The organism is Colwellia sp. BRX10-1, assembly GCF_014077545.1.
GTDB lineage: Bacteria > Pseudomonadota > Gammaproteobacteria > Enterobacterales > Alteromonadaceae > Colwellia_A.
Genome location: NZ_JACGWC010000012.1, coordinates 25,666 through 49,373, shown reverse-complemented (window position 1 = coordinate 49,373; position 23,708 = coordinate 25,666). Strand labels below are relative to the sequence as shown.

The following is a 23,708-nucleotide window of genomic DNA, read 5'->3' as shown; positions in this document are numbered from 1 at the left end:
GTAAATAGCAACCTAGCTCATCACGACTTAGTCGACTGTGCTTTTTTGCTGGCAACTTTATCTTTTCGTCGCTGTTCGATAACATCTTGAACATTGCCACCAATATGCTTTTCACCTCGTTGGTTCGCTAAATTTATTTGACGCTCACGCTCAGCGAAACCACTACGCTGCTCGTCGGTATACTTGTCATAACAACGATGACAACTCACACCTTTAACATAGTGTTCGCTTTGCATTTCTTCGCTTGTTATCGGGTAACGACAAGCAAAACATTGGTCGTACTGGCCTTGCTCTAAACCATGTCCAACGGCAACACGGCCATCAAAAACAAAACATTCGCCTTCCCACATTGAATTCTCTTGTTCAACTTCTTCTAAATATTTAAGCACACCTCCCTCAAGGTGGTAAACGTCTTCGAAGCCTTGCTCTTTCAAGTAAGCTGTTGATTTTTCGCAACGAATACCACCAGTACAATACATAGCCACTTTTTTGTGCTTATTTTTATCTAAATGTTGGGCAACATATTCTGGAAATTCACGGAACGTTTCAGTCTTAGGGTTAACGGCGTTTTTAAAGGTACCAATTTCAATTTCATAATCGTTACGCGTATCAATCAATAAAACTTCTGGATCTGAAATAAGCGCATTCCAGTCTTTTGGTTTCACATAAGTACCAACGGTTAATAATGGGTCAATGCCTTCAACACCCATAGTAACAATTTCTTTTTTTAATTTTACTTTGCTACGTTGAAAAGGGTTTTCATCAGCATATGAATATTTATGAGAAACATTAATTAAACGTTCATCCGTCTCTAAATGAGCTAAAAGCAGATCGATACTGGCTTTTGTACCTGCAACCGTACCGTTAATACCTTCGTTAGCGAGTAATAACGTACCTTTGATCTCGTTTTCTAACATAACGCTTAATAAAGGTGATTTAAGTTGTTCGAAGTTTTCTAAGCGCACAAATTTATAAAGTGCACAGACAGTAATATTTTGCATAGTAATAATACCCATTGAGCCAGCCAGAACGTAAATCCGGAGCTGTAGATTAATATAAAACCAACACCTGCTACTAGCGATGTTAGTCGAAAGATGCGCATTCTATCAAAAGCGCTTATTTAGATAAAGTACCCTGTCGCTCGCCTTAATTATAAAGTTGTTGTTTATCGTATTATTTAGAGCTAAAAAAAGACTTAACACCACAGTGAAAAGTCTTTTAAAAGGCAAAGTATTTCAATAAAAACTCGTTAACTCGGTGAGCCTTTAAGTTTTTCGCGCAACCTTTGAATAATCATATAGAAATATGGCACAAGTAAAGTACCCAATATAGTAGCAGCTAACATACCTGATAGTACGGTAACGCCCAAGAATATCCGGCTACTAGCGCCTGCCCCCGAAGACATAACCAAAGGAATTACACCTAACACAAAAGAGAGTGCAGTCATTAATACGGCTCTAAATCTTAATTTTGCGGCATCAAGCGCGGCTTCCATAATACTTTTACCTGCGGCTCTAAGTTCCATGGCAAATTCAACAATAAGAATCGCGGTTTTAGTCGATAAGCCGATGAGTAGCACTAACCCCACCTGAGCATAAATGTTATTCTCCATGCCCAAGATATACAGCGTTAACATTGAACCAAACAATGCCAAGGGAACCGCTGCGATAACCGAGAATGGTATGGTCCAGCTTTCATATTGCGCCACTAAAAATAAGTAAACAAACAACAATGCTAAGCCAAATAGAACAGGTGCTAAATTACCTGCCTCAATTTCTTGTTTAGACTGCCCGGCCCATTCGAAAATATAGCCCTGAGGTAAGTTTCCAGCTAATTCTTCCATAATAGCTATTGCCTCACCTGATGAATGACCACTCGCTGCTTGCCCAGTAATGTTAGCACTACGATATAAATTAAAGTGTCCGATACTTGTTGGTCCTAAAATAGGTTCTAACTTAGCCAGTGTCGTTAATGGCACCATTTCACCCTCTTGATTACGGACAAAATAGTGACGTAAGTCAGACGGGTCTTTGCGGAACTCTTTTTCTGCTTGAACAGTTACTCTATAAGTACGACCAAACTGGCTAAAATCGTTAATATACATTGAGCCAAGTTGGGCTTGTAAAGTAATAAAAATATCAGACAAAGCGACACCTTGGGCTTTGGCTTTATTTCGATCGACCTCTAAAAAATATTGCGGAACATTAGCGCGGTAAGTACTAAAAACTTGATTTAATTCAGGACGCTGATTAGCTTCATAAATAAGACCATTCATCACTTGCGCCAAATCACTTGGGCTTCTGCCTTCACTATCTTGTAATTTAAATTCAAACCCCGAACTTGACCCTAGCCCAGGAATAGGCGGCGGATTAAATATCATGATTTGCGCGTCTGGTATGGTCCAAAGTTGCCCCATTAAACGTTGAATAACAGCACGTAACGCTAATTCTGGTTCAGTTCTGTCCTCCCAATCTTTTAGCATAATAATGCCTAAACCATTATTAGAACCCGCTCCTCCTAATAATGAAAAACCAGCAACAGTAATAACATCAGTCACCGCAGGATCAGCTTTTATTATCGGCGTTATTTTATCAATAAGTGCTTGTGTTCTATTACTCGATGCAGCATCTGGTAATTGAATATTAAGAAAAACATAACCTTGGTCTTCACTTGGCACAAACCCCGAAGGTACCGACGTTGTTAACCAACCTGTTGCCATAAATAAAACACCAACAATAATACCAACACGAGCTGCGCGTTTTAATAAAAAATTTACCGCTGTGGTATAGCCTCCAGTCATCTTCTTAATACCCCGTTCAAAGGGGATTAACCATTTTATTGGCTTCATATTGTCTTTACTTAATAACACCGTACAAAGTGCAGGGCTAAGTGTTAAGGCATTAACAGAAGAAATGATAACGGCAAATGAAATAGTAACCGAGAATTGTTTGTACAGTTCTCCGGTAATACCTGGCATAAAGGCCACAGGAATAAATACTGCTAGTAACACCAAAGTAGTCGCTATAATAGGACCTGAGACTTGTTCCATTGCCTTAGTGACAGCGGCTTTTATTTCAAGTTGCTCTTCTTTAAGGATTCGTTCTACGTTTTCAATAACGATAATCGCATCGTCAACGACTATACCTATCGCCAGCACTAAGCCAAAAAGAGTGATAGTGTTAATCGAATAGCCCATGGCCAACATAAAGGCAAAAGTACCTATTAATGACACAGGTATCGCGATGGTCGGAATAAGTGTTGCTCGCCAATTTTGTAAAAATAAGAACACTACTAAAACTACTAAGACTATCGCCTGAAATAAAGTCACTTTCACTTCGTCAATAGAGCGTAAGATAAACTCAGTGGTATCGTAAGGGATAGCGTATTCAAGCCCTGCAGGAAAACGTGTTGATAGTTTTTCCATTTCCAGTTTAACCAAACGAGCAACTTCTGTTGCATTTGCACCAGGTAATTGATAAATAACTAAGAATGCAGTTTCGTTGCCATTTAAGCGTGCTTGAACACCATAGTTTTGCGATCCTAGTTCTAAGCGTGCAATATCGGACAAACGGACAAAATTACCGTTTGTGCGAGCACGAACAATGGTTTGCCCGAACTCTTCAACCGTTTTTAAGCGCCCTCTTGCTTGAATGGAGTACTCAAATTGTTGGTTAGGCAATGCCGGGCTTGCACCTAACTTGCCAGCAGCAACAATTAAATTTTGTTCTTGAAGGGCTTGTTTTACCTCGGTAACGGTAACCCCTAATGATGCCATACGGTCGGGTCTTAACCATGCACGCATGCTGTAAGTCATTTCACCCATCACACTGGCTTCAGCAACGCCAGGGATACGTCCTAACGGTTCAGTTAGTGAATTAGTCGCATAGTTACTTAAAAACAATTGGTCGATTTCAGCTTGTTTTGAAAATAAATTGATCGCCATTAACATCGAGCTAGACTTTTTCTTAACCGTAACCCCCAAGCGTGTTACTTCTGAAGGCAATGCACTTTGAGCCAATGCGACACGATTTTGCACATTGACCTGTGCCATATTGTCATCGATACCGACTTTAAAAAACACGGTAATGGTTGCTGAGCCATTATTTGAAGCGGTTGATTCGATGTACATCATATCTTCGACACCATTGATTTTTTCTTCAATGGGACGAATAACTGACTCTTCGACAACTTGCGCACTCGCACCTGGATACACCGCAGTAATTTGCACTTGTGGTGGTGTTATTTGTGGGTACATATTAACGGGTAATAAGCCCATAGCAATGAGGCCTGCTAAGGTGATAACAATTGAAATAACAAAGGCAAACTTGGGGCGATGAATAAACGTTTTACTGATCATAGCAGTCCCCTTATTGGGCTAAAAAGTCAGAAATAATACCGGTAAATGGATCAATACTTTTAGCTACGGGTTTAACTTCAACACCATTTCTGACTTTTTGTAAACCTTCGACAATAACCTGCTCGTTGGCGTTAATACCTGATTCAACCACCCACATTGCATTAATTCTTCGCCCTAAAGTAACCAGACGCTGTGAAACTTTATTATCTTCGCCAACAACAAGGACAAATTTTCCTTGTTGGCTTTCCTGTACAGCGACCTGAGGCACTAAGGCCATTTGTTCTTTTTTCTTACCTTCTATAATTAAAGTAAGAAATAAACCGGGCACAATAATACCATCAGGGTTATTAAATATTGCGCGTAATTCAACCGTTCCCATGCCTTGATCTATTTTTGTTCCGGCAAACGTTAACAGGCCCTTTTCACTATATTGAGTGTTATTAGGTAAAAGTAAGGAAATATCAATCGATAAATCTTCAGGCTTTTGAGTGTTTTTATGTTTTTGTAAATAAGAAACATATTCGCTTTCTTCTACTTGAAAACTGACATACATAGGATCTGTTGCTGTTAATGTCGCCAGTGTGTTACTACTTGGGCTGATAATCGTGCCAATACTATAATTTACTTTGCCAATACGTCCTGAAAATGGCGCTTTAATAACGGTGTAACTTAAATTCAACTCAGCGTTTTCTAATGTTGATTGGGCGACCTGCACTGATGCCCTTGCTTGTGAATCATTAGTTATTAATTTATCGAGATCAGATTGAGAAATATAACCTTGCCCTGCGACTTCACGCCCACGTTTTAAGTCTCTTGCAGCACCATTAGCACCAGCGACTTTACTGGCTAAATCGGCTTTTGCTGACTCTAAAGAAACTTGATAAGCCGCGGGATCAATATTAAGTAACACTTGAGATTTTTCAACAATAGAGCCTTCACTAAAGTTACGATCGATTAACTCACCTTCAACCCTAGCGCGTAAGTCAACTTCTTTTGACGCAACTGAACGAGCAACAAATTCACGGTAACTACCAATTTCATTGACCTTTATTTGATAAACAGAAACAGCAGGAGCAGGAGCTGCTATTTTAACTTGTTCTACTTGTCCACAACTTATCACTGTAAAAGTCATCACTGATAAAAGACTAACGCGAAATAAAATAGGTTGAAAAGCTTGCTGATATTTTGTGAACATCTATGTTCTCCGTTTAGTGCTAACAGCACGTGACAAAACCACTATTAAGAATAAATTGCTAAAAAATATATTATTACATGTGATGATAGTTAATTCAGTCTGAAAATGTATTTAAACATTGAAAACGCCTTCTGCTTTTTTTAAATAGCCGTTTTTACGCTATTTTATAAAATCATAATTGAAATATGAGCAAGTCGCCCTTATATTTCTTGATAAGATAATAAAAAATATTAATAAAAATGAGCAATCCTAGAATTTTTCAGCAACAATCATTTTCTGTTGGCGACACTATTACTTTAAGTGAAGATGCCTTTGGCCATACCATAAGAGTTCTGCGTTTAAAAAGTGGTGATGATTTAACCCTTTTTAATGGCGAATTAAACCAAGGTGTACTTGGCGATTATCAAGCTGAAATAACCGACGTTAGTAAAAAAAATGCCCAAGTCATTATAAAATCGTTCAGCGAAAAAAATGTTGAATCACCATTAAATATTCATTTAGGGCAAGGTATTTCACGTGGCGACCGAATGGACTTTACTTTACAAAAATCGGTTGAGCTGGGTGTTAACACCATTACCCCGCTATTTACCGAACGTTGCGGAGTAAAGCTAAACGGCGATCGCTTACAGAAAAAAATAGACCAATGGCAAAAAATAGTGGTCAGTGCTTGTGAACAAAGTGGCCGTTGTTCGGTCCCTATTGTTATGCCTGCTGTTTATTTAGATGAATGGCTAACTCAACAAACTGCTTCATTAAAACTAAATTTACACCCAAAAGCGCAATACTCAATAATGAATTTGCCTGAAAAAAACATCAATGATTCAAATCAGCGAGTGCGTTTACTTATTGGTCCAGAAGGCGGTTTAAGTGATGATGAAATTAAACGAGCCAATCAAGCCTCTTTTGTTGATGTTTTATTAGGACCAAGAATATTAAGAACAGAAACGGCAGCATTAACGGCAATTACCGCATTGCAATGCCGCTTTGGCGACATTAATTAGTAACGAACACATTAGGAAATAAAGATGACAATTAAACTTGGCGTAGTAATGGACCCTATTTCACAGGTCAATGTAAAGAAAGATTCATCTATGGCGATGATGTTCGAAGCTCAAAAGCGCGGTTACGAAATTTATTACATGGAAATGAAAGATTTATACCTTGATCAAGGACAATGCCGTGCCACAGCACAAAAATTAAAGGTTTTTGACGATCCTCAACATTGGTATGAACTAGACGAAGTAAACGACATAGCTGTTTCAGAACTTGACGCGGTTTTAATGCGTAAAGATCCTCCTTTTGATACCGAATTTATCTACGCGACCTACATGCTTGAGCGTGCAGAAGTTGAAGGCACATTAATTGTAAACAAACCACAAAGCTTGCGTGACTGTAACGAAAAACTTTTCACTGCTTGGTTTGCAGAGTTGACACCACGTACCTTAGTGACACGTAACAATGATAAAATTCGTGAATTTCATCAAAAAGAAAAAGACATTATTATTAAGCCACTTGATGGCATGGGCGGTGCGTCAATTTTTCGTATAAAAGAAAATGATGCTAATGTTGGTGTTATATTAGAAACACTCACCAACCACGGTAATCAATACGCCATGGTGCAAGAATTCATGCCTGAAATTAAAGATGGTGATAAACGTATTCTTATTGTTAACGGTGAACCTATGCCTTATTGCCTTGCACGTATCCCTGCACAAGGTGAAACGCGTGGTAATCTAGCTGCCGGTGGCCGTGGTGAAGCAAGACCCCTTAGTGCTACCGATAGGTTAATTGCTGAAACTATTGCACCAGAATTGAAGAAACGTGGTCTATACTTTGTTGGGTTAGATGTTATTGGTGACAAAGTTACCGAAATTAACGTTACCAGTCCCACCTGTATCCGAGAAATTGAAGCTGCATATCCTATTAATATCAGTGGAAAATTAATGGATGCAATAGAAGAAAATATTCGTCCTAGAGTATAAATATTTTAGTTATATTTTTTACCATTTAAAGTTATGAGTCTCTACTAGCGGTGATCCTTTAAAATAAACGATCACCATACCTCTATAAAAACAATGATACATAGAGTTTTTTTAAAACTTAAAGTGTAAAAGGTGATGGTATGGAAAGCTTAGAAAATCAACTATTAATTGCAATGCCTGCATTAGACGATGCCTATTTTAATAAAACTGTAACTTATATTTGTGAGCACAATGAAGAAGGCGCTATGGGTCTTATTATTAACTTACCCGTTAACGTGACTTTAAACGAATTGCTCATCCAGATAGATGCTAAAAAAGAACAAGCACCTGAGTTAGGTCAACAAGTGCTAACCGGAGGTCCTGTTTCTCAAGACCGAGGTTTTGTTCTACATAGCCCACAAGATTGCTGGAAACAATCGTTATCGCTAAGTAAAGAGGTCATGATCACCACCTCTAAAGATATTTTAATGGCGTTAGGGACAGAAGGTGCGCCTGAAAAATATATGGTTACCTTAGGTTATGCTGGTTGGGGGCCGGGTCAATTAGAAGAAGAAATAAAAACTAACGCCTGGCTTTTAACCCCTGCTGATGGTGATATTGTTTTTAATACACCGATTGAGCAGCGCTGGAAAAAAGCCACAGAAAAACTAGGTATTGATATGGCTCATTTATCTACGGATATTGGCCATGCTTAACAACATTGAGGAATAATAAGTGTCAAAAGATGTCGGCCAACGCACCGTTTTAGGTTTTGATTTTGGTAAAAAATATATTGGCGTTGCTGTTGGCCAAGAAATGACCGGAAGTGCCTCTCCTTTAGGCTCGATTAGAGCTAAAGAAGGTATTCCTAATGAGATGGAATTAACAAAATTTATTAAAGAATGGCAACCTGACTATTTAGTAGTGGGATTACCCTTAAATATGGATGGTAGTGAGCAACAATTAACCCTTGATGCCAAAAAATTTGGTAACCGCTTATCGAATAAATTCGCCCTGAAGGTAGAATTTCAAGATGAACGTTTAACCACAGCAGATGCCAAAGAACGTTTATTTGCCGCAGGAGGCTATCGTAATTTAAAAAAGGATAATATTGATGCTGAGTCAGCAAGATTAATTATTGAAAGCTATTTTGAAACGCTTTACGACTAGAAAATAGCAATATAGCAATATAGCAATATAGTCAAACCACATAAAGCTCATGCGTCAAGTGGTTTGACTATCTATTGTTACACTGTTCAAGAAACTTAGCTTAACACCTAGCAATGTTTCATAAGTATCTGTTAACTAAATATCTTTAGGGCCAAAACCGTCAATGGTCACGCCACTTAATGCACCGGTGCCTCCTTGCTCATTACTGCGCAACTTAATCATCAAGCGTAAATCATTAGGTGAATCAGCATGATGCAATGCATCAGCATAGTTTATTGAGCCTTTTTGATACAACTCAAACAAAGCACCATCAAAGGTCTGCATGCCAAGTTCTTTAGACTTTTCCATCACTTCTTTAATACTACCAATATCACCTTTTTTAATAAGTTCAGCGATATAAGGCGAGTTAAGTAAGATCTCAATCGCCGCAACACGCCCGTTACCGTCGCAGGTAGGGATCAGTTGCTGAGCGATAATACCGCGTAAATTTAACGCTAAATCAAACAATAACTTGCCATGTTGATCCGCAGGCACTAAATGCATAATACGGTCAATCGCTTGGTTAGCATTATTTGCATGCAAGGTTGCGATACATAAGTGCCCGGTTTCAGCAAAGCTTAACGCATGTTCCATGGTTTCTTGGTTACGGATCTCACCAATTAAGATAACATCGGGTGCTTGGCGTAATGAGCTTTTTAAGGCCGCATCGAAACTTTCAGTGTCTAAGCCAACCTCTCGTTGCGTTACCATACAACGCGCATGTTCATGAACAAATTCAACAGGGTCTTCAATGGTAAGAATATGGCCACGCGAATTTTTATTACGATAGCCAATCAATGAAGCCATTGATGTTGATTTACCCGTACCCGTGCCACCAACAAAAAGTACTAAACCGCGCTTTGACATGACTACATCTTTTAAGATTGGCGGTAAACCGAGTTCGTCAGCATCAGGAATTTCTGTGACGATACGTCGGACAACCATACCTGCCATATCGCGTTGCCAAAAGGCTGAAATACGGAAGCGGCCAATGTCGTCAATTGAAATGGCAAAGTTACATTCTTTCTCTTCAGTAAATTGCTTTTTCTGTTTATCGTTCATTGCGTTATGAACAAGCGCTAACGATTCATCGCTTGTTAAAAGGTGATCATCGATTGCTTGTAACTCGCCATTTACTTTCGCGCTTACCGCAAGCTTAGCGGTAACAAACATATCAGAGGCACCTTCTTTTACCATCTTTTGTAATAAGTCATGAAAATTCATTGATCTTTCTCTTATCTTTTAAACCGTAATGTGAAGTAATAGACACCTAAGGTTTGAGCTAGTTTTAAAAACCTCTAAAGTGATTTTAGCGTGCTTTAAAAGCCTCTAAATTGATTTTTATCCACTGCTTTTTCCATCGCATCTTGCTTAGTTATTAAGCCTCTATTCACTAGACCTTGCAAGCACTGATCCATGGTTTGCATACCATGAGACATACCGGTTTGAATGGCACTGTACATCTGCGCTATTTTGTCTTCACGAATTAAATTTCTTATTGCAGGAACACCTAACATTATCTCATGAGCGGCAACACGACCCCCACCCACTTTTTTAATCAAGGTTTGTGAAATAACCGCACGAAGTGATTCTGACAACATTGAACGCACCATAGATTTCTCTTCACCGGGGAAAACATCAATGATACGGTCGATGGTTTTTGGTGCAGAGGTTGTATGTAAAGTACCAAAAACTAAGTGGCCGGTTTCCGCCGCTGTCATCGCTAAACGAATGGTTTCTAAGTCGCGCATTTCACCAACAAGAATAACATCAGGGTCTTCACGTAAAGCACTGCGCAGAGCAGCTTCAAAACTTAGTGTATCGCGATGAACCTCACGTTGGTTTATTAAACATTTTTTGTTTTCGTGAACAAACTCAATAGGATCTTCAATGGTAAGAATATGATCGTGTTTGTTGTTATTAATATAATCGACCATAGCCGCTAAAGTGGTTGATTTACCTGAGCCTGTTGGGCCTGTGACTAAAACTAAGCCTCGAGGTATATCAGAAATTTCACGAAAGATATCAGGACAGCCTAAATCATCTAAGGATAAAATTTTGCTTGGAATAGTACGAAATACTGCTGCAGGGCCACGATTTTGATTAAAAGCATTTACACGAAAACGTGCTAAATTTGGCACTTCAAAAGAAAAATCGACTTCTAAATTTTCTTCATACTCTTTGCGTTGACGATCATTCATAATATCATAGACCAGAGCATTAACATCTTTCTCGTCAAATGCTGGGATATTGAGTTTACGTACGTCACCGTCAACACGAATTGAAGGCGGAGTGCCTGCAGATAAATGTAGATCAGATGCATTATTTTCCACACTAAAGGCAAGTAATTCGGTAATATCCATAAAAAGACCTCTTAATAATTATTTTTTATAATATAAAGTAAGTTGAAACTAAATTGACACAAAACAATATGACACCCATTAAAGATAATCTTGCTAAGATAAATCTGCAAATTTTTAATGCTTGCGAGCTAGCAAAACGTCCATCTTCACAGGTGACCTTACTCGCGGTAAGTAAAACCAAAACTAGTGCCATGATCGAACAAGCTTATTTAGCGGGCCAACGAGAATTTGGTGAAAACTATATTCAAGAAGCCGTTGAAAAAATAGCAGAATTACAAAGTTTGTCAGACATTACTTGGCATTTTATTGGTCCTATACAGTCAAACAAAACACGATTAATTGCCGATAACTTTGCTTGGGTACATAGTGTTGACCGCATTAAAGTAGCAAAACGCCTTAATGATCATAGGTCTAGCCAAGATACTCCCCTCAACGTTTGTTTACAAGTCAATATTAGTGGCGAAGAAAGCAAGTCTGGCATAGCCGTTAAAGATATTAAAGCGTTAGTTGATTGTATTGAGCATTGCCCACATTTAACCCTTCGCGGCTTAATGGCTATCCCTGAGAAAAATTCCTCAGAACAAAGTTTTGAAAAAATGCAGCAACTTTATACGCAATTAAAAAAAGAACATCCTAGTATGGATACTTTATCGATGGGCATGTCAGGTGACTTGAGTGACGCTATTGCCAAAGGTTCGACTATGGTCAGAGTTGGCTCAGCCATTTTTGGCGCTAGAGAAGATAAATAGTTATATTCGGATACAATCTATTTCACTTTCTTTAAGTATAATTCGTTACAATAGTTAAAATATTCACATTCTTATTTATCATAGGTATTTCATGACAAAAATTGCTTTTATTGGCGCTGGTAACATGAATGGCGCAATTATTTCTGGCTTAGTAAACACAGGCTTTGCCGCTCAAGATATTATCGTATCAAACCCTTCACCTGAGAAGCGACTGGCTTTACAAGAGCAACTTGGTATTAAAGAAACAGCAGACAATATCGTTGCGGCTAATTTTGCAGATTTTATTGTACTTGGTGTTAAACCTCACTTTATTGCTGAGGTTTGCCAAAAAATCAGCCAAGAAATTGATATTAGCAACAAGTGCTTTATTTCCGTTGCTGCTGGCTGCACTGTTGCACAAATGCAAAAAGCCTTAGCCAAACCTTGTGGCATTATTCGTACTATGCCCAATACCCCGTCGCAGATTGGTTTAGGTGTTACTGGTTTATATGCCGACGAAAATGTTAATACTCAACAAAAACAGGTTGCCGAAGAACTAATGAGTTCGGTAGGTATTATCAAGTGGTTAGCCACTGAAGATGAAATTGACAATATTATCGCGGTTTCTGGCTCAGCGCCTGCCTATTTCTTTTTGTTTATGGAAGCGATGGAAAAACAAGCGATAGCGTTAGGTTTTTCAGCAAAAGAAAGCCGTGAATTAGTGCAGCAAACCGCTTTAGGTGCTGCGCAAATGGTGGTAAACAACGATATTCCAATCAGTGAATTACGCGCTAAGGTCACCTCAAAAGGTGGTACAACCAATGCTGCTATTAATTCTTTTATAGATGATGGTTTGGATAAAATAGTAACAAATGCAATGAACAGTGCATTGCATCGCGCGAAAGAAATGGCGCAAAATAACGTTTAATACCGTTTGAATTTTATTAATTATTAAGTTTTGGAGAAGTAGATGGAAGCCATTAATTATTTGCTGAGCTTTGCCTTTGACGCATTATTAATGTTGTTAGTTTTACGTGTATGGTTACAATTGGTCCGTGCTGATTTTTATAACCCGTTAAGCCAGTTTATTGTAAAAGTTACCAACCCAGCCGTTATTCCGCTTCGCCGCGTTATACCTGGTTTTGGTGGTATTGATGTATCAACATTGTTGTTAGCTTTTGCCGTAGCAGCGTTAAAGTTTATTCTTATCCCATTACTTAATGGTGGAGATATCAATATTATTTCGGCGCTATACTTAGGTCTTATTTATTTAATTAAACAAACGGGTGTATTGCTATTTATGTTAATGCTCGTTATGGCATTAATGAGCTGGGTAGTTCAGGGTTATAACCCTACGCAAGCTATCTTCCAGCAGTTAACTGAACCGTTTTTAAAACCGATAAAACGTATTGTACCCAGCATTGGTGGTTTAGACTTATCTATACTTATTGCTTTCTTATTACTAAACGTAATTAATATTTTCCTATCTGGCGCCATTCCAGGTTGGGCAATGCTATAATAACGTAGAAACAATAAAACAGGTTTTGTAATAATTTGGCTATAAAACCTGTCTTATTAAATGTATGGATCATTAAAACAAAAAGGAACACATTATGAAAAATATCTTTCAAACCTGTTTATTTATTATTTTAGTTTCATTGACCCTAGTCAGTAACGTTTTTGCTGAAAACATGAAAAAATTGGGTTCGATGCAAGTTCATTATATGGCAATAAATGCCACATTTTTAACCCCAAAAGTCGCAAAAGCTTATGATATTGAACGTAGTCGTTTTAACGGTTTAATTAATATTTCGGTTTTAGACGATACTAAACCGTCAACGCCAGCTAAAGCAGTAACTATTCAAGGAAAAGCTCGAAATGATATTGGTCAAATCAAAACCCTTGAATTTGACGAAGTAAAAGAAGGTGATGCTATTTATTATTTAGCACAAGTTAATTACACCAACGAAGAAACCTTTTACTTTGATATCACCATTAGTGACGGCAAAGAAACCCACCAGCTTAAATTCAAACAGAAATTTTATGTTGATTAATCACTAATTGTATACAAATAATTAATATATAAAATCAGGTTTTACCTGATTTTACTTTTTCATTTCTACACGCTCAAGGTACAAAATGTCAACCATCGTATTAGCCACAGGCAACCCAGGTAAAGTTAAAGAGCTTAGCCATTTATTAGCCGCACATAACATTGAAATAAAACCCCAAAGTGAATTTAATGTCAGTGAAGTGGCAGAAACAGGCACTACTTTTGTTGAAAATGCCATCATTAAAGCGCGTCATGCAGCTAAAATAACGGGCTTACCGGCAATCGCTGACGACTCAGGTTTAGAGGTTGATGCATTAAATGGCGCACCGGGGGTTTATTCGGCGCGTTACGCGGGTGAAAACGCTAGTGATAGTGACAATACTGATAAACTGTTAAAAGCATTAGAGAATATACCTAATGAACTACGTACCGCTAGATTTCATTGTGTGCTGGTTTATATGAAACACGAGCACGATCCAACGCCGATAATTTGTCATGGCGTTTGGGAAGGCACAATTACCCATGAAAAATTGGGCGAACAAGGTTTTGGTTATGATCCTATTTTTTGGCAAGAGCTACAGCAACAAACTTCAGCACAATTGCCTCGCGATTTAAAAAATAGTTTAAGTCACCGCGGCCAAGCACTTGCTAAGCTTGTACAACATTTTGGTGTTAAATAATAATGCTACAAGCGCCCCCGCTTTCTTTATATATCCATATCCCTTGGTGTGTTGAAAAATGCCCATATTGTGATTTTAACTCACATGCTTTGAAATCAGCGGTTCCAGAAGAAGAGTATGTAAAACATCTTATTGATGATTTAGATGCAGATATCGCCAAGTTCTCTCTAAGTGATCGCCCATTACACACTATTTTTATTGGTGGTGGTACACCGAGCTTATTTTCTGCACAGGCGATTGAAAGTTTATTAACCCAAGTCCTTGCGCGCTTCTCACATAAAGATGACATTGAAATAACGTTAGAAGCGAACCCAGGCACCGTTGAAGCTGAAAAGTTTATTGGCTTCTTTAATGGTGGTGTTTCAAGACTATCGATTGGTGTACAAAGTTTTGAATCTGACAAACTAATAAAATTAGGTCGAATTCATGACAGTAACCAAGCAAAAAAAGCAGCCGAGTTGGCTTATTCTTGTGGTATAAAAACCTTTAATCTTGACTTAATGCATGGCTTACCACAGCAAAACATTGCTAACGCCCTTGATGATTTAACCACCGCTATTTCACTGAATCCAACTCATTTATCTTGGTATCAGTTAACAATAGAACCCAATACCGCTTTTCATTCTCGCCCGCCTAAGTTGCCTGAAGACGAAGTACTTTGGGATATTCAAGATCAAGGTATCGCCTTATTAGCTGCCGCGGGTTATCAGCAATACGAAATATCGGCTTACAGTAAACCCGGCTTTGAATGTCAGCATAATATCAATTACTGGCAGTTTGGTGATTATCTGGGCATTGGCTGTGGCTCACATGGCAAAATAACAGATCCACTTAATGGTAAAATTTTCCGTACCATCAAAGTAAAACACCCTAAAGGTTACTTAGACGAGAGTCGTCCACACTTAGATCATTTAGTTGAAGTCAGTGCACAAGAATTACCTTTTGAATATATGATGAACAGACTGCGCTTACATGAACGTTTTAGCTTAACGGAATATCAACAAAGAACAGGCTTATCAATTGAAACTGTCTTGCCGACATTGCAAGTCGCTAAACAAAAACAATTGATGCAAGAAAACACTGATGGCACTTGGCAAGTCAGTAAATTAGGTCATCGCTATTTAAATGACTTACTCGAGATGTTTTTATAGTGATGGATAGTGAAGCACAACAAGCATTAGACCAAGTGTTTATGCAACGAGCTTTTGAGCTTGCCCAACAAGCAGAAGCGATTAACGAAATCCCCGTTGGTGCTGTGGTTGTCGCTAATAATCAAGTGATAAGTGAAGGCTACAATCAGTCGATTACACTTAACGACCCATCAGCCCACGCTGAAATGGTTGCGATACGCCGAGCTGGCTTAGCTTTACAAAACTACCGTCTGCTCGACTGTACGCTCTATGTAACATTGGAGCCTTGCCCAATGTGTGCTGGTTTATTGGTACATAGCCGAATTAAACGCGTGGTGTACGCGACGCCAGACTTAAAAACAGGCGCTGCAGGTAGTGCCTTTAATTTATTGTCTGATGAAAAGCATAATCATCAAATTGTGCTGTCTTGTGGCATAATGGCAGAAGAATGTAGCCAATTACTGTCTGCTTTTTTTAAACGCCGCCGAGCTGAGAAAAAAGCGCTAAAACAGCAAGCGAAGTTAGTACAAAAATAAGCGCTATACTCAGTATTATTGTTACTTCAATCTAGAGCGTTTTATTGAAATTATCTTGTGGCTTATTGTTCCTATTTATGTGCTTCACTCATCATGTCATTGCAGAAGATAGTGTGAGAGTTTACCAATATCAATCAGAAAAAGGCATCAGCTCTTTTTCTGATATTCCCCCTAGTACCTCAAGTTATCAACAGGTCAGCATAGGTTGCTTTGCCTGTAAACTTAACGCTATGGTTAACTGGCATAACACGCGTTTATTTATTGATCACTTCAGATCAACCATCAATCAACAGGCAAAGCTTTATAAAATTGACCCTGCCCTTATTCTTGCGGTCATTCATGCCGAATCACACTTTGACCCACAAGCTTTGTCTAAAACTGGCGCACAAGGGCTCATGCAGTTAATGCCGGCAACAGCTAAAGCGTTAGGCGTTAGGAATTCATTCGATGCTAAACAAAATATTAGCGCAGGCAGTAAACATTTAGCACGTTTAATAAGAAAGTACGGTGGTAATATTACGTTAGTTTCAGCGGCCTATAACGCAGGCGAAGGTGCTGTTAAAAGGTATAACGGCGTGCCCCCTTTCCCTGAAACTGAAATTTATGTTGAACGGGTAAAAATTTTACATCAGCGCTATTTAACCCACATCACCACTTCGCCCTTTTTTGTACCAACGAATTAATTCTTTTTGATCGCCAGGAGCATCTTCACCTTGTGCTATTTTAGTGAGTGCTTGTTTCGCTAGTAATTGTTCAACTTTATCTTCAATTTTACTGAGCGTATTATAAAAAGCACTAGTTTCATCAGCGGTTAAAACACTTTCAAGCTCTTTTGAACGCAACTCCATCGCGGTAGTAAGCTGTTGATATAATGCCTTACCTTGGTCATTTAGGGCTAAAATTTTAATGTTTTTACTTTTTTCATCTCGACGAATGTCGATTAAACCTTTTTTATCTAATGCTTTTACTGCACGACTAACATTATAAGAATCAATACGAGATTGATAAGCAATGTCCGCTGATTTAATCGGCATGTATGAGCCAATATTTAATAAAACGCGCATTTCTCTGGGTTCTAGATCACAGAGTTCACGAATTTTCCAGTCACGATTTAAAGCGAGTAAATTGCTAACAACCGCGACTCTAAACGGTAAGTGCTTGGTTAAATCTAAGGGTTCAGCTATTTCTTTCGTTAGTCTAAACGCTTTATTTCTGGCAGATATAGTAATGAGAGTACCTCGGGGTTTTAAAATAAGGACTACAAAAAAGTCGCAATTTCATTCAGTGGTTTTTTAACTAAAGCATGCTCAGGCACAGTAGCATCTTCGCTTGGATAGCCGGTAATAAGTAACATATAAGCGCGATCATTTTCTGGACGTCCACACACTTTACTTAAAAAAGACATAGGTTTTGGTGTATGGGTTAGCGTCACTAAACCAGAGGTATGTAAGGCATTAATTAAAAAGCCCGTCGCGATCCCAACAGATTCATGAACATAATAGTTAGTGTTTTTCTCTGTTGAACTTATGCCTCCTTTCTTTTGGCTGAATATGGCGATAAGCCATGGTGCATTTTCTAAGTAAGGTTTATTAGCATCTGTGCCGAGCGCTTTTAAAGCACCTAGCCACTCTTCACCTGCTCGGCCTTCATAAAAGCCTCGTTCATGAAATTCAGCCTGTTCTCTAATTTTCTTTTTTATATCGCTACTATGTACAGCGACAAAGTGCCAAGGTTGATGATTAGCACCACTCGGCGCCGTTGCAGCCGCTTTTATACAGTTTTCTATAATCTCTTTAGGCACAGGGCGATCGCTAAAATTGCGAATGCTATGGCGACGCTTTATATCCAAGTAGAAGTTTTCAGAACGCAAGCGCATTTCTTCAACAGGGTATTCAATGTAATCGGTGAGCGGGCTTGAGTCATGATCTTGCATCGAGATTTATCCATTTTATTTAATACCAATAGCTAGCAGGATATAACACTGTACAGATATTGCAAGTGCAACAACAATTATAGTCAGCATGCTATTTTCCGTACCTATATTTTTACACTATTGTCGATAAGTTAAATAAATTGAAATCAAAGCAGTTAAGTAAAATTACGCTTTATAATTAATTTTACAATTAACGCTAATATTTTCAATAAACTAAAATCAACAATTAAAATCTGTATATATGTTCTACTTTTTATGATTATTTTATTATAAATCCTTCCTTTTTAAGTTTAAATAAGTCTTGTGGCTACATAACCTATTTTCATAAATAAACTATATTTAATTATTTGCTTTTAAAGTAACTGGAGACACTTCCATGGATAGCTTCTCAAATATATTAACGCTAGTTAAACCTAGAACGAGCGATTTAATTTCACTAAAAAAATCGATACTTTTGGCTAAAAATAATCACGCTCGCGTCACTGTTTTAGCAACAAAAGAAAAACCTTCTCGCTATCAACGCTGGCTTAATCATAAAACAACGACTGAGTTAGATAATGAAGAAAAAATTAATAGCTTAATTCATCTTGCCAAACAAGAAGGTATTTCTATTAACTATAAAATACGCGAGGAGCGCGATCAATTTATCACGCTAAAAAAGCAACTAAAGGAAAATCAGTATGACTTGGTGGTAGCAGAAAACCTAAAAAAAGCACCACACCTTTGGACGTTTGAACAAGCAGAGTATACGCATTTATTACGTGTTTCAGATACGTCAGTTTTATTCGTTGGTGACCATCAATGGTTAAATAATGGCAATGTACTAGCGGCTATTGAAACAGAGGAAAATACCGTAACGCATAAAACATTTAATAATGAAATTATTGAAAAATCATCTGATTTAGCAAAACTATTAATGAGTGATATTCATTTGTTTAATTGTTATTTAGAAAGTTGCAGTGTTTCCTTTCAGCCAATGAAGTCAATGAAACAATCTAAAAATCATTTAGATCATCTAACATCATTCGTTAAACCCTATCATTTTAAAGGTGAAAATTTACACGTTGAGGAAGGATTAGCCGATGATATTATTCCATCTTTAGCAAATAAATATAATGCGAATGTTGTGGTTATGGGATATGGGGAACACCAAGGATGGTTATCTAGAATTAAAGGTCACACGCTTGATTATGTTTTAAATAACTTACATTGTGACTTGTTAGCATTAAAGCAATCTAATAACCATGCAAATAAACCACACCACTGAGCAAAAATTATTTTCTTATTAAAACAACCCTATAAATAATTTTCTGATTAAAATAATTTTAGACAAAAAAATACCGTTCACCTTAAGTGAACGGTATTAAATGGTTAAGTGCTTTATTTTTAACTAGACACACTAAAAAAAATTAACCAATAAAAGCACGCGCATTACGGAACATGCGTACCCAAGGTGAGTCTTCTTGCCATTCATCTGGGTGCCATGAGTTTGCAACCGTTCTAAAAACACGCTCAGGGTGTGGCATCATAATAGTAACACGGCCGTCTGTTGTGGTTAGGGCGGTAATACCGTCTGGCGAGCCGTTCGGGTTAGCTGGGTAAGTTTCAGTAACTTGACCATAGTTATCAACATAACGCATTGAAACCGTGCCAGAATCATTGGCTGCGCCAATGGCTTCTTCAGAACTAAACTCTGCATGACCTTCACCATGAGAAACAGCAATCGGCATACGAGAACCTGACATGCCTTTAAATAATACTGAAGGGCTTTCTTGAATTTCAACTAATGAGAAACGTGCTTCAAAACGTTCAGATTTGTTTTGTACAAAATGTGGCCACGCTGCTGAACCTGGAATAATTTCTTTCAGGTTAGATAACATCTGACAACCATTACAAACACCTAAAGTAAAAGTATCTTGGCGTTCGAAAAAGGCTTTGAACATGGCTTTAGCATCTTTGTTAAACAAGATAGATTTTGCCCAACCTTCGCCAGCACCTAATACATCGCCGTAAGAGAAACCACCACAAGCGACTAAACCGTTAAAGTCAGCTAAATCGGCACGCCCTGATAAAATATCAGACATATGCACGTCAATGGCAACAAAACCAGCACGGTCAAAAGCGGCCGCCATTTCAACATGAGAGTTAACGCCCTGCTCACGCAATATCGCAATTTTAGGGTTAGTGCCCTGCAATGAATCTTGTGCAATTAACTTAGCAACAATATCCTCATTAATATCAAAAGTAAGCTCAGCATGTAAACCTGGGTCTTCGGTATCGTACTTAACATCATGTTCTTGTTGAGCACATTCAGGGTTATCACGCAGTGACTGCATTCTGTAGGTGGTTTGTGCCCAGACGGTACGATAGTAAGTACGAGAATTTTCAAGTACTACCTTGCCATCACGGCTAAAGCGAAGCGTATCTTCGTTATTAATGCGGCCGATATCAGTACAACAATCTAAAATTCCATGAGCCGCTAAAATAGCATCAATCGCTGCGACATCGCTTTCACGAATTTGAATAACAGCACCGAGCTCTTCATTAAACAATACGTCAATGTCATTACCTGAAACTGAGCTTAATTTTGTTAGATCAATATCAACACCGGTGTGACCAGCAAAAGCCATTTCAACGACAGTTGTGAATAAACCACCATCAGAAATATCGTGATAAGCAATAAGCTTTTCATCACGAACCAAGGTTTGCATAGCATTAAAGAAGCCTTTTAAGGTTTCAGGACAATCTACATCGGGGGTTTCATTACCCAAGTGCTTATAAACCTGTGCTAAACATGAGCCACCTAAGCGCTTTTTACCTTTTGATAAATCAATAGCTAGAATTCGAGTCTCGCCTTGATCTATTCTTAACTCAGGGGTGACTGTTTTTCGAATATCTTCAACAACACCAAAAGCAGTAATGATTAATGACATAGGTGAAGTGACTGATTTTTCTTCGCCGTTATCTTCCCATTTGGTTTTCATTGACATTGAGTCTTTGCCAACCGGAATAGTTAAGCCAAGCGCAGGACAAAGTTCTTCGCCGATGGCTTTAACCGCTTCGTATAAACCAGCATCTTCACCTGGGTGACCTGCGGGTGACATCCAGTTAGCAGACAATTTAATACGGTTTAAATCACCGATATCTGTACCGGCAATATTAGTTAGTGATTCAGCGACCGCTAAACGAGCAGAAGCGCCAAAGTTTAATAATGCGACCGGTGTACGTTCACCCAAAGACATCGCTTCGCCATGGTAAGAGTCAAGCGCAGAGGCGGTTACACCACAATCGGCGACAGGTACTTGCCAAGGGCCAACCATTTGATCACGATTAACCATACCTGTTACCGAGCGATCGCCAATGGTGATCAGGAACGTTTTTTCTGCAACTGTCGGTAATGACAATATGCGGTCCGCGGCATCCGCTAAGGTAATATCCGTTAAAGAGAACACATCACCCGCTGCTTTAGCTGTGGCGACATCTTTAAATATTTTAGGCGTTTTGCCTAATAAGACTTCAAGCGGCAAATCAATCGGGGTATCGCATTTAGCATTACCAGAAAAATGTGCATCAGTAACCGTTAAGTGTTCCTCTTCGGTTGCACGCCCTACCACTGAGAATGGTGCGCGTTCACGAAGACATATTTGTTCAAACGTTGCTAAATTCTTGTCTGATACTGCAATAACATAACGTTCTTGAGATTCGTTACACCAGATTTCATGAGGAGCCATGCTGCGTTCATCATTAGGAACATTACGCAGTTCAAAAACACCGCCACGACCGCCATCAGACACTAATTCAGGGAATGCATTAGATAAACCACCTGCGCCAACATCATGAATAAAAGCGATAGGGTTGTCTTCGCCAAGCTGCCAACACTTATCGATAACTTCTTGGCAACGACGTTCCATTTCAGGATTTTCACGTTGCACAGAAGCAAAGTCGAGGTTCTCGGCTGATTGGCCAGAAGCCATTGATGATGCTGCTCCGCCACCTAAACCGATATTCATTGCCGGACCACCAAGTGCGATTAAGTGAGCACCAACAATAATTTCACGCTTTTGTACGTGTTCGTCACGAATATTACCCAAACCACCGGCTAGCATGATGGGTTTATGGTAACCACGAACCTCTGAGCCATTAAACGAGTTAACTTCTTCTTCGTAAGTACGGAAATAACCTAAAATAGCTGGACGGCCAAATTCATTATTAAATGCCGCTCCGCCTAAAGGACCTTCCAACATAATGTCTAATGCTGAAACGATACGATCTGGTTTACCAAAATCAGTTTCCCAGGGTTGAACAAAATTAGGAATGCGTAAATTTGATACTGAAAAGCCCACTAAACCTGCTTTGGGCTTGGAACCAATGCCTGTCGCGCCTTCATCACGAATTTCACCACCTGAGCCTGTTGCTGCTCCAGGGTAAGGAGAAATAGCTGTTGGATGATTATGCGTTTCAACTTTCATTAAAATTTGAATGTCTTCGTGATGATAACTATAAACGTTGGTTGCTGGATTAGGGAAGAAACGACCACCTTTATTACCGACCATAACGGCAGCATTATCTTTATAGGCACTTAAGACAAAGTCAGGGTTTATTTCATGGGTATTACGGATCATTTTAAACAGCGACTTCGGCTGTTTAACACCATCAATAGTCCAGTCAGCATTGAATATTTTATGACGACAATGTTCAGAGTTTGCTTGAGCAAACATGTAGAGTTCGATGTCGTGTGGGTTTCTACCTAACTTGGTAAAGTTTTCGAATAAATAATTTACTTCATCTTCTGCTAGCGCTAAGCCTAATTCGACGTTAGCAGCCATTAATGCGTTTTTACCACCATTTTCAATATCTATAACGGTTAATTCACTAGGTTCAGCCGTCGCAAAAAGCGCAGTCGTTGCTGACATCTCAGTAAAGACCGTTTCCATCATTCGATCTGAAATTAAATGATTGAGTTGAGCCTGCAGCTTTGCATCCAAAGGTTTGCTGGTAATATAATAAGCAATACCTCGTTCTAAACGGTTAACTTTCGCTAGACCACAATTATGAGCAATATCTGTTGATTTTGAAGACCAAGGAGAAATAGTACCCGGACGCGGAGTAACTAATAAAAATTGACCAACAGGTTCATGTTCTTCAATGTTTGGTCCATACTTAAGAAGTTGCTGTAAAACTTGAAACTCTTCGTCGCTAAGATCAGCTGAAATATGTGCAAAGTGTGTGAATTCAGCATAAATATCTGTCACAGGAAGTTCTAATTCAGCGCATTGAGCCAATAACTTTTTAACTCGAAAGTCTGAAAGAGCAGGAGCGCCGCGAAGGGTTTTCATCAACATCGTCATAAACGTAATCACCAGTTTAGTTTTATTTTAGTTGCGTTTTCGCAGTTAAAATAATGGAAGAAAAATCGCGCATATTATAGTTTATATAAAGGGTTTTGATAAGCGTTAAAAGATTAACTTAAACAGTTAATCTTGATAATTGATAAAAAGTGCTTTGAATAAAGCTGGAATCACGCCACAATGACCTTATATGATTAAGATAAATTTTAAAATAG

21 protein-coding genes are annotated in these 23,708 nt (G+C 38.6%); 13 read left to right on the top strand and 8 right to left on the bottom strand.

Annotated features, from left to right (window positions below; translation table 11 throughout):
• Positions 1 to 20: 20 nt before the first annotated feature.
• The 3 genes from H4J75_RS11430 to H4J75_RS11420 form a co-directional block, all read right to left on the bottom strand.
• Entirely contained in the window at positions 21 to 1,001 is a 981-nt protein-coding gene (locus H4J75_RS11430) for a rhodanese-related sulfurtransferase (RefSeq protein WP_182213947.1), read from the bottom strand.
• Positions 1,002 to 1,249: 248 nt separating this feature from the next.
• Entirely contained in the window at positions 1,250 to 4,357 is a 3,108-nt protein-coding gene (locus H4J75_RS11425) for an efflux RND transporter permease subunit (RefSeq protein ID WP_182222195.1), read from the bottom strand.
• 10 nt (positions 4,358 to 4,367) lie between these two features.
• Positions 4,368 to 5,552 (bottom strand): efflux RND transporter periplasmic adaptor subunit, encoded by a 1,185-nt coding sequence (locus H4J75_RS11420; protein ID WP_182222194.1) that lies wholly within the window; start codon positions 5,550 to 5,552, stop codon positions 4,368 to 4,370.
• Between the two features lie 239 nt (positions 5,553 to 5,791).
• Here H4J75_RS11420 and rsmE point away from each other — a divergent pair, with 239 nt between their 5' ends.
• The 4 genes from rsmE (at position 5,792) to ruvX (ending at position 8,683) form a co-directional block, all read left to right on the top strand.
• Positions 5,792 to 6,553 carry a 16S rRNA (uracil(1498)-N(3))-methyltransferase gene (gene rsmE, locus H4J75_RS11415; protein ID WP_182213953.1) on the top strand — a complete coding sequence of 254 codons (762 nt, stop codon included), beginning with the start codon at positions 5,792 to 5,794 and terminating at the stop codon, positions 6,551 to 6,553.
• A gap of 24 nt (positions 6,554 to 6,577) precedes the next feature.
• Positions 6,578 to 7,534, top strand: a complete 957-nt coding sequence (gene gshB, locus H4J75_RS11410) for a glutathione synthase (protein ID WP_070374249.1) — start codon at positions 6,578 to 6,580, stop codon at positions 7,532 to 7,534.
• 140 nt (positions 7,535 to 7,674) lie between these two features.
• The gene (locus H4J75_RS11405) at positions 7,675 to 8,229 is read left to right on the top strand and encodes a YqgE/AlgH family protein (RefSeq protein WP_070374250.1); all 555 of its coding nucleotides are present in this window, start codon (positions 7,675 to 7,677) and stop codon (positions 8,227 to 8,229) included.
• A 19-nt stretch (positions 8,230 to 8,248) separates the two neighbouring features.
• On the top strand, positions 8,249 to 8,683 hold the full coding sequence (gene ruvX / locus H4J75_RS11400; protein ID WP_070374251.1) for a Holliday junction resolvase RuvX: 435 nt from the start codon (positions 8,249 to 8,251) through the stop codon (positions 8,681 to 8,683).
• Between the two features lie 135 nt (positions 8,684 to 8,818).
• On the opposite strand, the gene H4J75_RS11395 is transcribed toward ruvX, so the two are convergent.
• Both H4J75_RS11395 and H4J75_RS11390 read right to left on the bottom strand, forming a co-directional pair.
• A complete protein-coding gene (locus tag H4J75_RS11395; RefSeq protein WP_182213955.1) occupies positions 8,819 to 9,946 on the bottom strand; it encodes a PilT/PilU family type 4a pilus ATPase in 1,128 nt (375 codons plus the stop codon).
• Between the two features lie 95 nt (positions 9,947 to 10,041).
• Positions 10,042 to 11,085, bottom strand: a complete 1,044-nt coding sequence (locus H4J75_RS11390) for a type IV pilus twitching motility protein PilT (protein ID WP_070374253.1) — start codon at positions 11,083 to 11,085, stop codon at positions 10,042 to 10,044.
• Between the two features lie 68 nt (positions 11,086 to 11,153).
• On the opposite strand from H4J75_RS11390, the gene H4J75_RS11385 reads away from it, so the two are divergent.
• The 8 genes from H4J75_RS11385 (at position 11,154) to H4J75_RS11350 (ending at position 16,895) form a co-directional block, all read left to right on the top strand.
• A complete protein-coding gene (locus H4J75_RS11385; RefSeq protein WP_182222233.1) occupies positions 11,154 to 11,834 on the top strand; it encodes a YggS family pyridoxal phosphate-dependent enzyme in 681 nt (226 codons plus the stop codon).
• Positions 11,835 to 11,925: 91 nt separating this feature from the next.
• Positions 11,926 to 12,741, top strand: a complete 816-nt coding sequence (gene proC / locus H4J75_RS11380) for a pyrroline-5-carboxylate reductase (RefSeq protein ID WP_070374255.1) — start codon at positions 11,926 to 11,928, stop codon at positions 12,739 to 12,741.
• 42 nt (positions 12,742 to 12,783) lie between these two features.
• Positions 12,784 to 13,332, top strand: a complete 549-nt coding sequence (locus H4J75_RS11375) for a YggT family protein (protein WP_070374256.1) — start codon at positions 12,784 to 12,786, stop codon at positions 13,330 to 13,332.
• 94 nt (positions 13,333 to 13,426) lie between these two features.
• Positions 13,427 to 13,867, top strand: coding sequence for a DUF4426 domain-containing protein (locus tag H4J75_RS11370; RefSeq protein ID WP_070374257.1), 441 nt, complete (start codon positions 13,427 to 13,429; stop codon positions 13,865 to 13,867).
• An 85-nt stretch (positions 13,868 to 13,952) separates the two neighbouring features.
• A complete protein-coding gene (locus H4J75_RS11365; protein ID WP_182222193.1) occupies positions 13,953 to 14,546 on the top strand; it encodes an XTP/dITP diphosphatase in 594 nt (197 codons plus the stop codon).
• 2 nt (positions 14,547 to 14,548) lie between these two features.
• Positions 14,549 to 15,697, top strand: coding sequence for a radical SAM family heme chaperone HemW (gene hemW / locus H4J75_RS11360; RefSeq protein WP_182222192.1), 1,149 nt, complete (start codon positions 14,549 to 14,551; stop codon positions 15,695 to 15,697).
• 2 nt (positions 15,698 to 15,699) lie between these two features.
• On the top strand, positions 15,700 to 16,212 hold the full coding sequence (gene tadA, locus H4J75_RS11355; RefSeq protein WP_182213961.1) for a tRNA adenosine(34) deaminase TadA: 513 nt from the start codon (positions 15,700 to 15,702) through the stop codon (positions 16,210 to 16,212).
• Positions 16,213 to 16,256: 44 nt separating this feature from the next.
• Positions 16,257 to 16,895 carry a lytic transglycosylase domain-containing protein gene (locus tag H4J75_RS11350; RefSeq protein ID WP_182213963.1) on the top strand — a complete coding sequence of 213 codons (639 nt, stop codon included), beginning with the start codon at positions 16,257 to 16,259 and terminating at the stop codon, positions 16,893 to 16,895.
• On the opposite strand, the gene H4J75_RS11345 is transcribed toward H4J75_RS11350, so the two are convergent.
• Both H4J75_RS11345 and H4J75_RS11340 read right to left on the bottom strand, forming a co-directional pair.
• Positions 16,851 to 17,309 (bottom strand): MarR family winged helix-turn-helix transcriptional regulator, encoded by a 459-nt coding sequence (locus H4J75_RS11345; RefSeq protein WP_269447188.1) that lies wholly within the window; start codon positions 17,307 to 17,309, stop codon positions 16,851 to 16,853. The genes H4J75_RS11350 and H4J75_RS11345 overlap by 45 nt on opposite strands.
• A gap of 161 nt (positions 17,310 to 17,470) precedes the next feature.
• Positions 17,471 to 18,145, bottom strand: a complete 675-nt coding sequence (locus H4J75_RS11340) for a nitroreductase family protein (protein WP_182222191.1) — start codon at positions 18,143 to 18,145, stop codon at positions 17,471 to 17,473.
• Between the two features lie 376 nt (positions 18,146 to 18,521).
• Between H4J75_RS11340 and H4J75_RS11335 the strand changes: the two genes are divergently transcribed.
• Complete coding sequence (locus H4J75_RS11335) at positions 18,522 to 19,412, top strand: universal stress protein (RefSeq protein WP_182222190.1); 891 nt, start codon at positions 18,522 to 18,524, stop codon at positions 19,410 to 19,412.
• Between the two features lie 142 nt (positions 19,413 to 19,554).
• Here H4J75_RS11335 and purL read toward each other — a convergent pair whose 3' ends face one another.
• Positions 19,555 to 23,481: a phosphoribosylformylglycinamidine synthase gene (gene purL, locus H4J75_RS11330; protein ID WP_182222231.1), complete on the bottom strand. Its 3,927-nt coding sequence runs from the start codon at positions 23,479 to 23,481 to the stop codon at positions 19,555 to 19,557.
• Positions 23,482 to 23,708: the final 227 nt, after the last annotated feature.

Coding starts and splice junctions, on each gene's coding strand:
- H4J75_RS11430 (WP_182213947.1), bottom strand. CDS start 1,001: ATGCAAAATATTACTGTCTGTGCACTTTATAAATTTGTGCGCTTAGAA.
- H4J75_RS11425 (WP_182222195.1), bottom strand. CDS start 4,357: ATGATCAGTAAAACGTTTATTCATCGCCCCAAGTTTGCCTTTGTTATT.
- H4J75_RS11420 (WP_182222194.1), bottom strand. CDS start 5,552: ATGTTCACAAAATATCAGCAAGCTTTTCAACCTATTTTATTTCGCGTT.
- rsmE (WP_182213953.1), top strand. CDS start 5,792: ATGAGCAATCCTAGAATTTTTCAGCAACAATCATTTTCTGTTGGCGAC.
- gshB (WP_070374249.1), top strand. CDS start 6,578: ATGACAATTAAACTTGGCGTAGTAATGGACCCTATTTCACAGGTCAAT.
- H4J75_RS11405 (WP_070374250.1), top strand. CDS start 7,675: ATGGAAAGCTTAGAAAATCAACTATTAATTGCAATGCCTGCATTAGAC.
- H4J75_RS11395 (WP_182213955.1), bottom strand. CDS start 9,946: ATGAATTTTCATGACTTATTACAAAAGATGGTAAAAGAAGGTGCCTCT.
- H4J75_RS11390 (WP_070374253.1), bottom strand. CDS start 11,085: ATGGATATTACCGAATTACTTGCCTTTAGTGTGGAAAATAATGCATCT.
- H4J75_RS11385 (WP_182222233.1), top strand. CDS start 11,154: ATGACACCCATTAAAGATAATCTTGCTAAGATAAATCTGCAAATTTTT.
- proC (WP_070374255.1), top strand. CDS start 11,926: ATGACAAAAATTGCTTTTATTGGCGCTGGTAACATGAATGGCGCAATT.
- H4J75_RS11375 (WP_070374256.1), top strand. CDS start 12,784: ATGGAAGCCATTAATTATTTGCTGAGCTTTGCCTTTGACGCATTATTA.
- H4J75_RS11370 (WP_070374257.1), top strand. CDS start 13,427: ATGAAAAATATCTTTCAAACCTGTTTATTTATTATTTTAGTTTCATTG.
- H4J75_RS11365 (WP_182222193.1), top strand. CDS start 13,953: ATGTCAACCATCGTATTAGCCACAGGCAACCCAGGTAAAGTTAAAGAG.
- hemW (WP_182222192.1), top strand. CDS start 14,549: ATGCTACAAGCGCCCCCGCTTTCTTTATATATCCATATCCCTTGGTGT.
- tadA (WP_182213961.1), top strand. CDS start 15,700: ATGGATAGTGAAGCACAACAAGCATTAGACCAAGTGTTTATGCAACGA.
- H4J75_RS11340 (WP_182222191.1), bottom strand. CDS start 18,145: ATGCAAGATCATGACTCAAGCCCGCTCACCGATTACATTGAATACCCT.
- H4J75_RS11335 (WP_182222190.1), top strand. CDS start 18,522: ATGGATAGCTTCTCAAATATATTAACGCTAGTTAAACCTAGAACGAGC.
- purL (WP_182222231.1), bottom strand. CDS start 23,481: ATGAAAACCCTTCGCGGCGCTCCTGCTCTTTCAGACTTTCGAGTTAAA.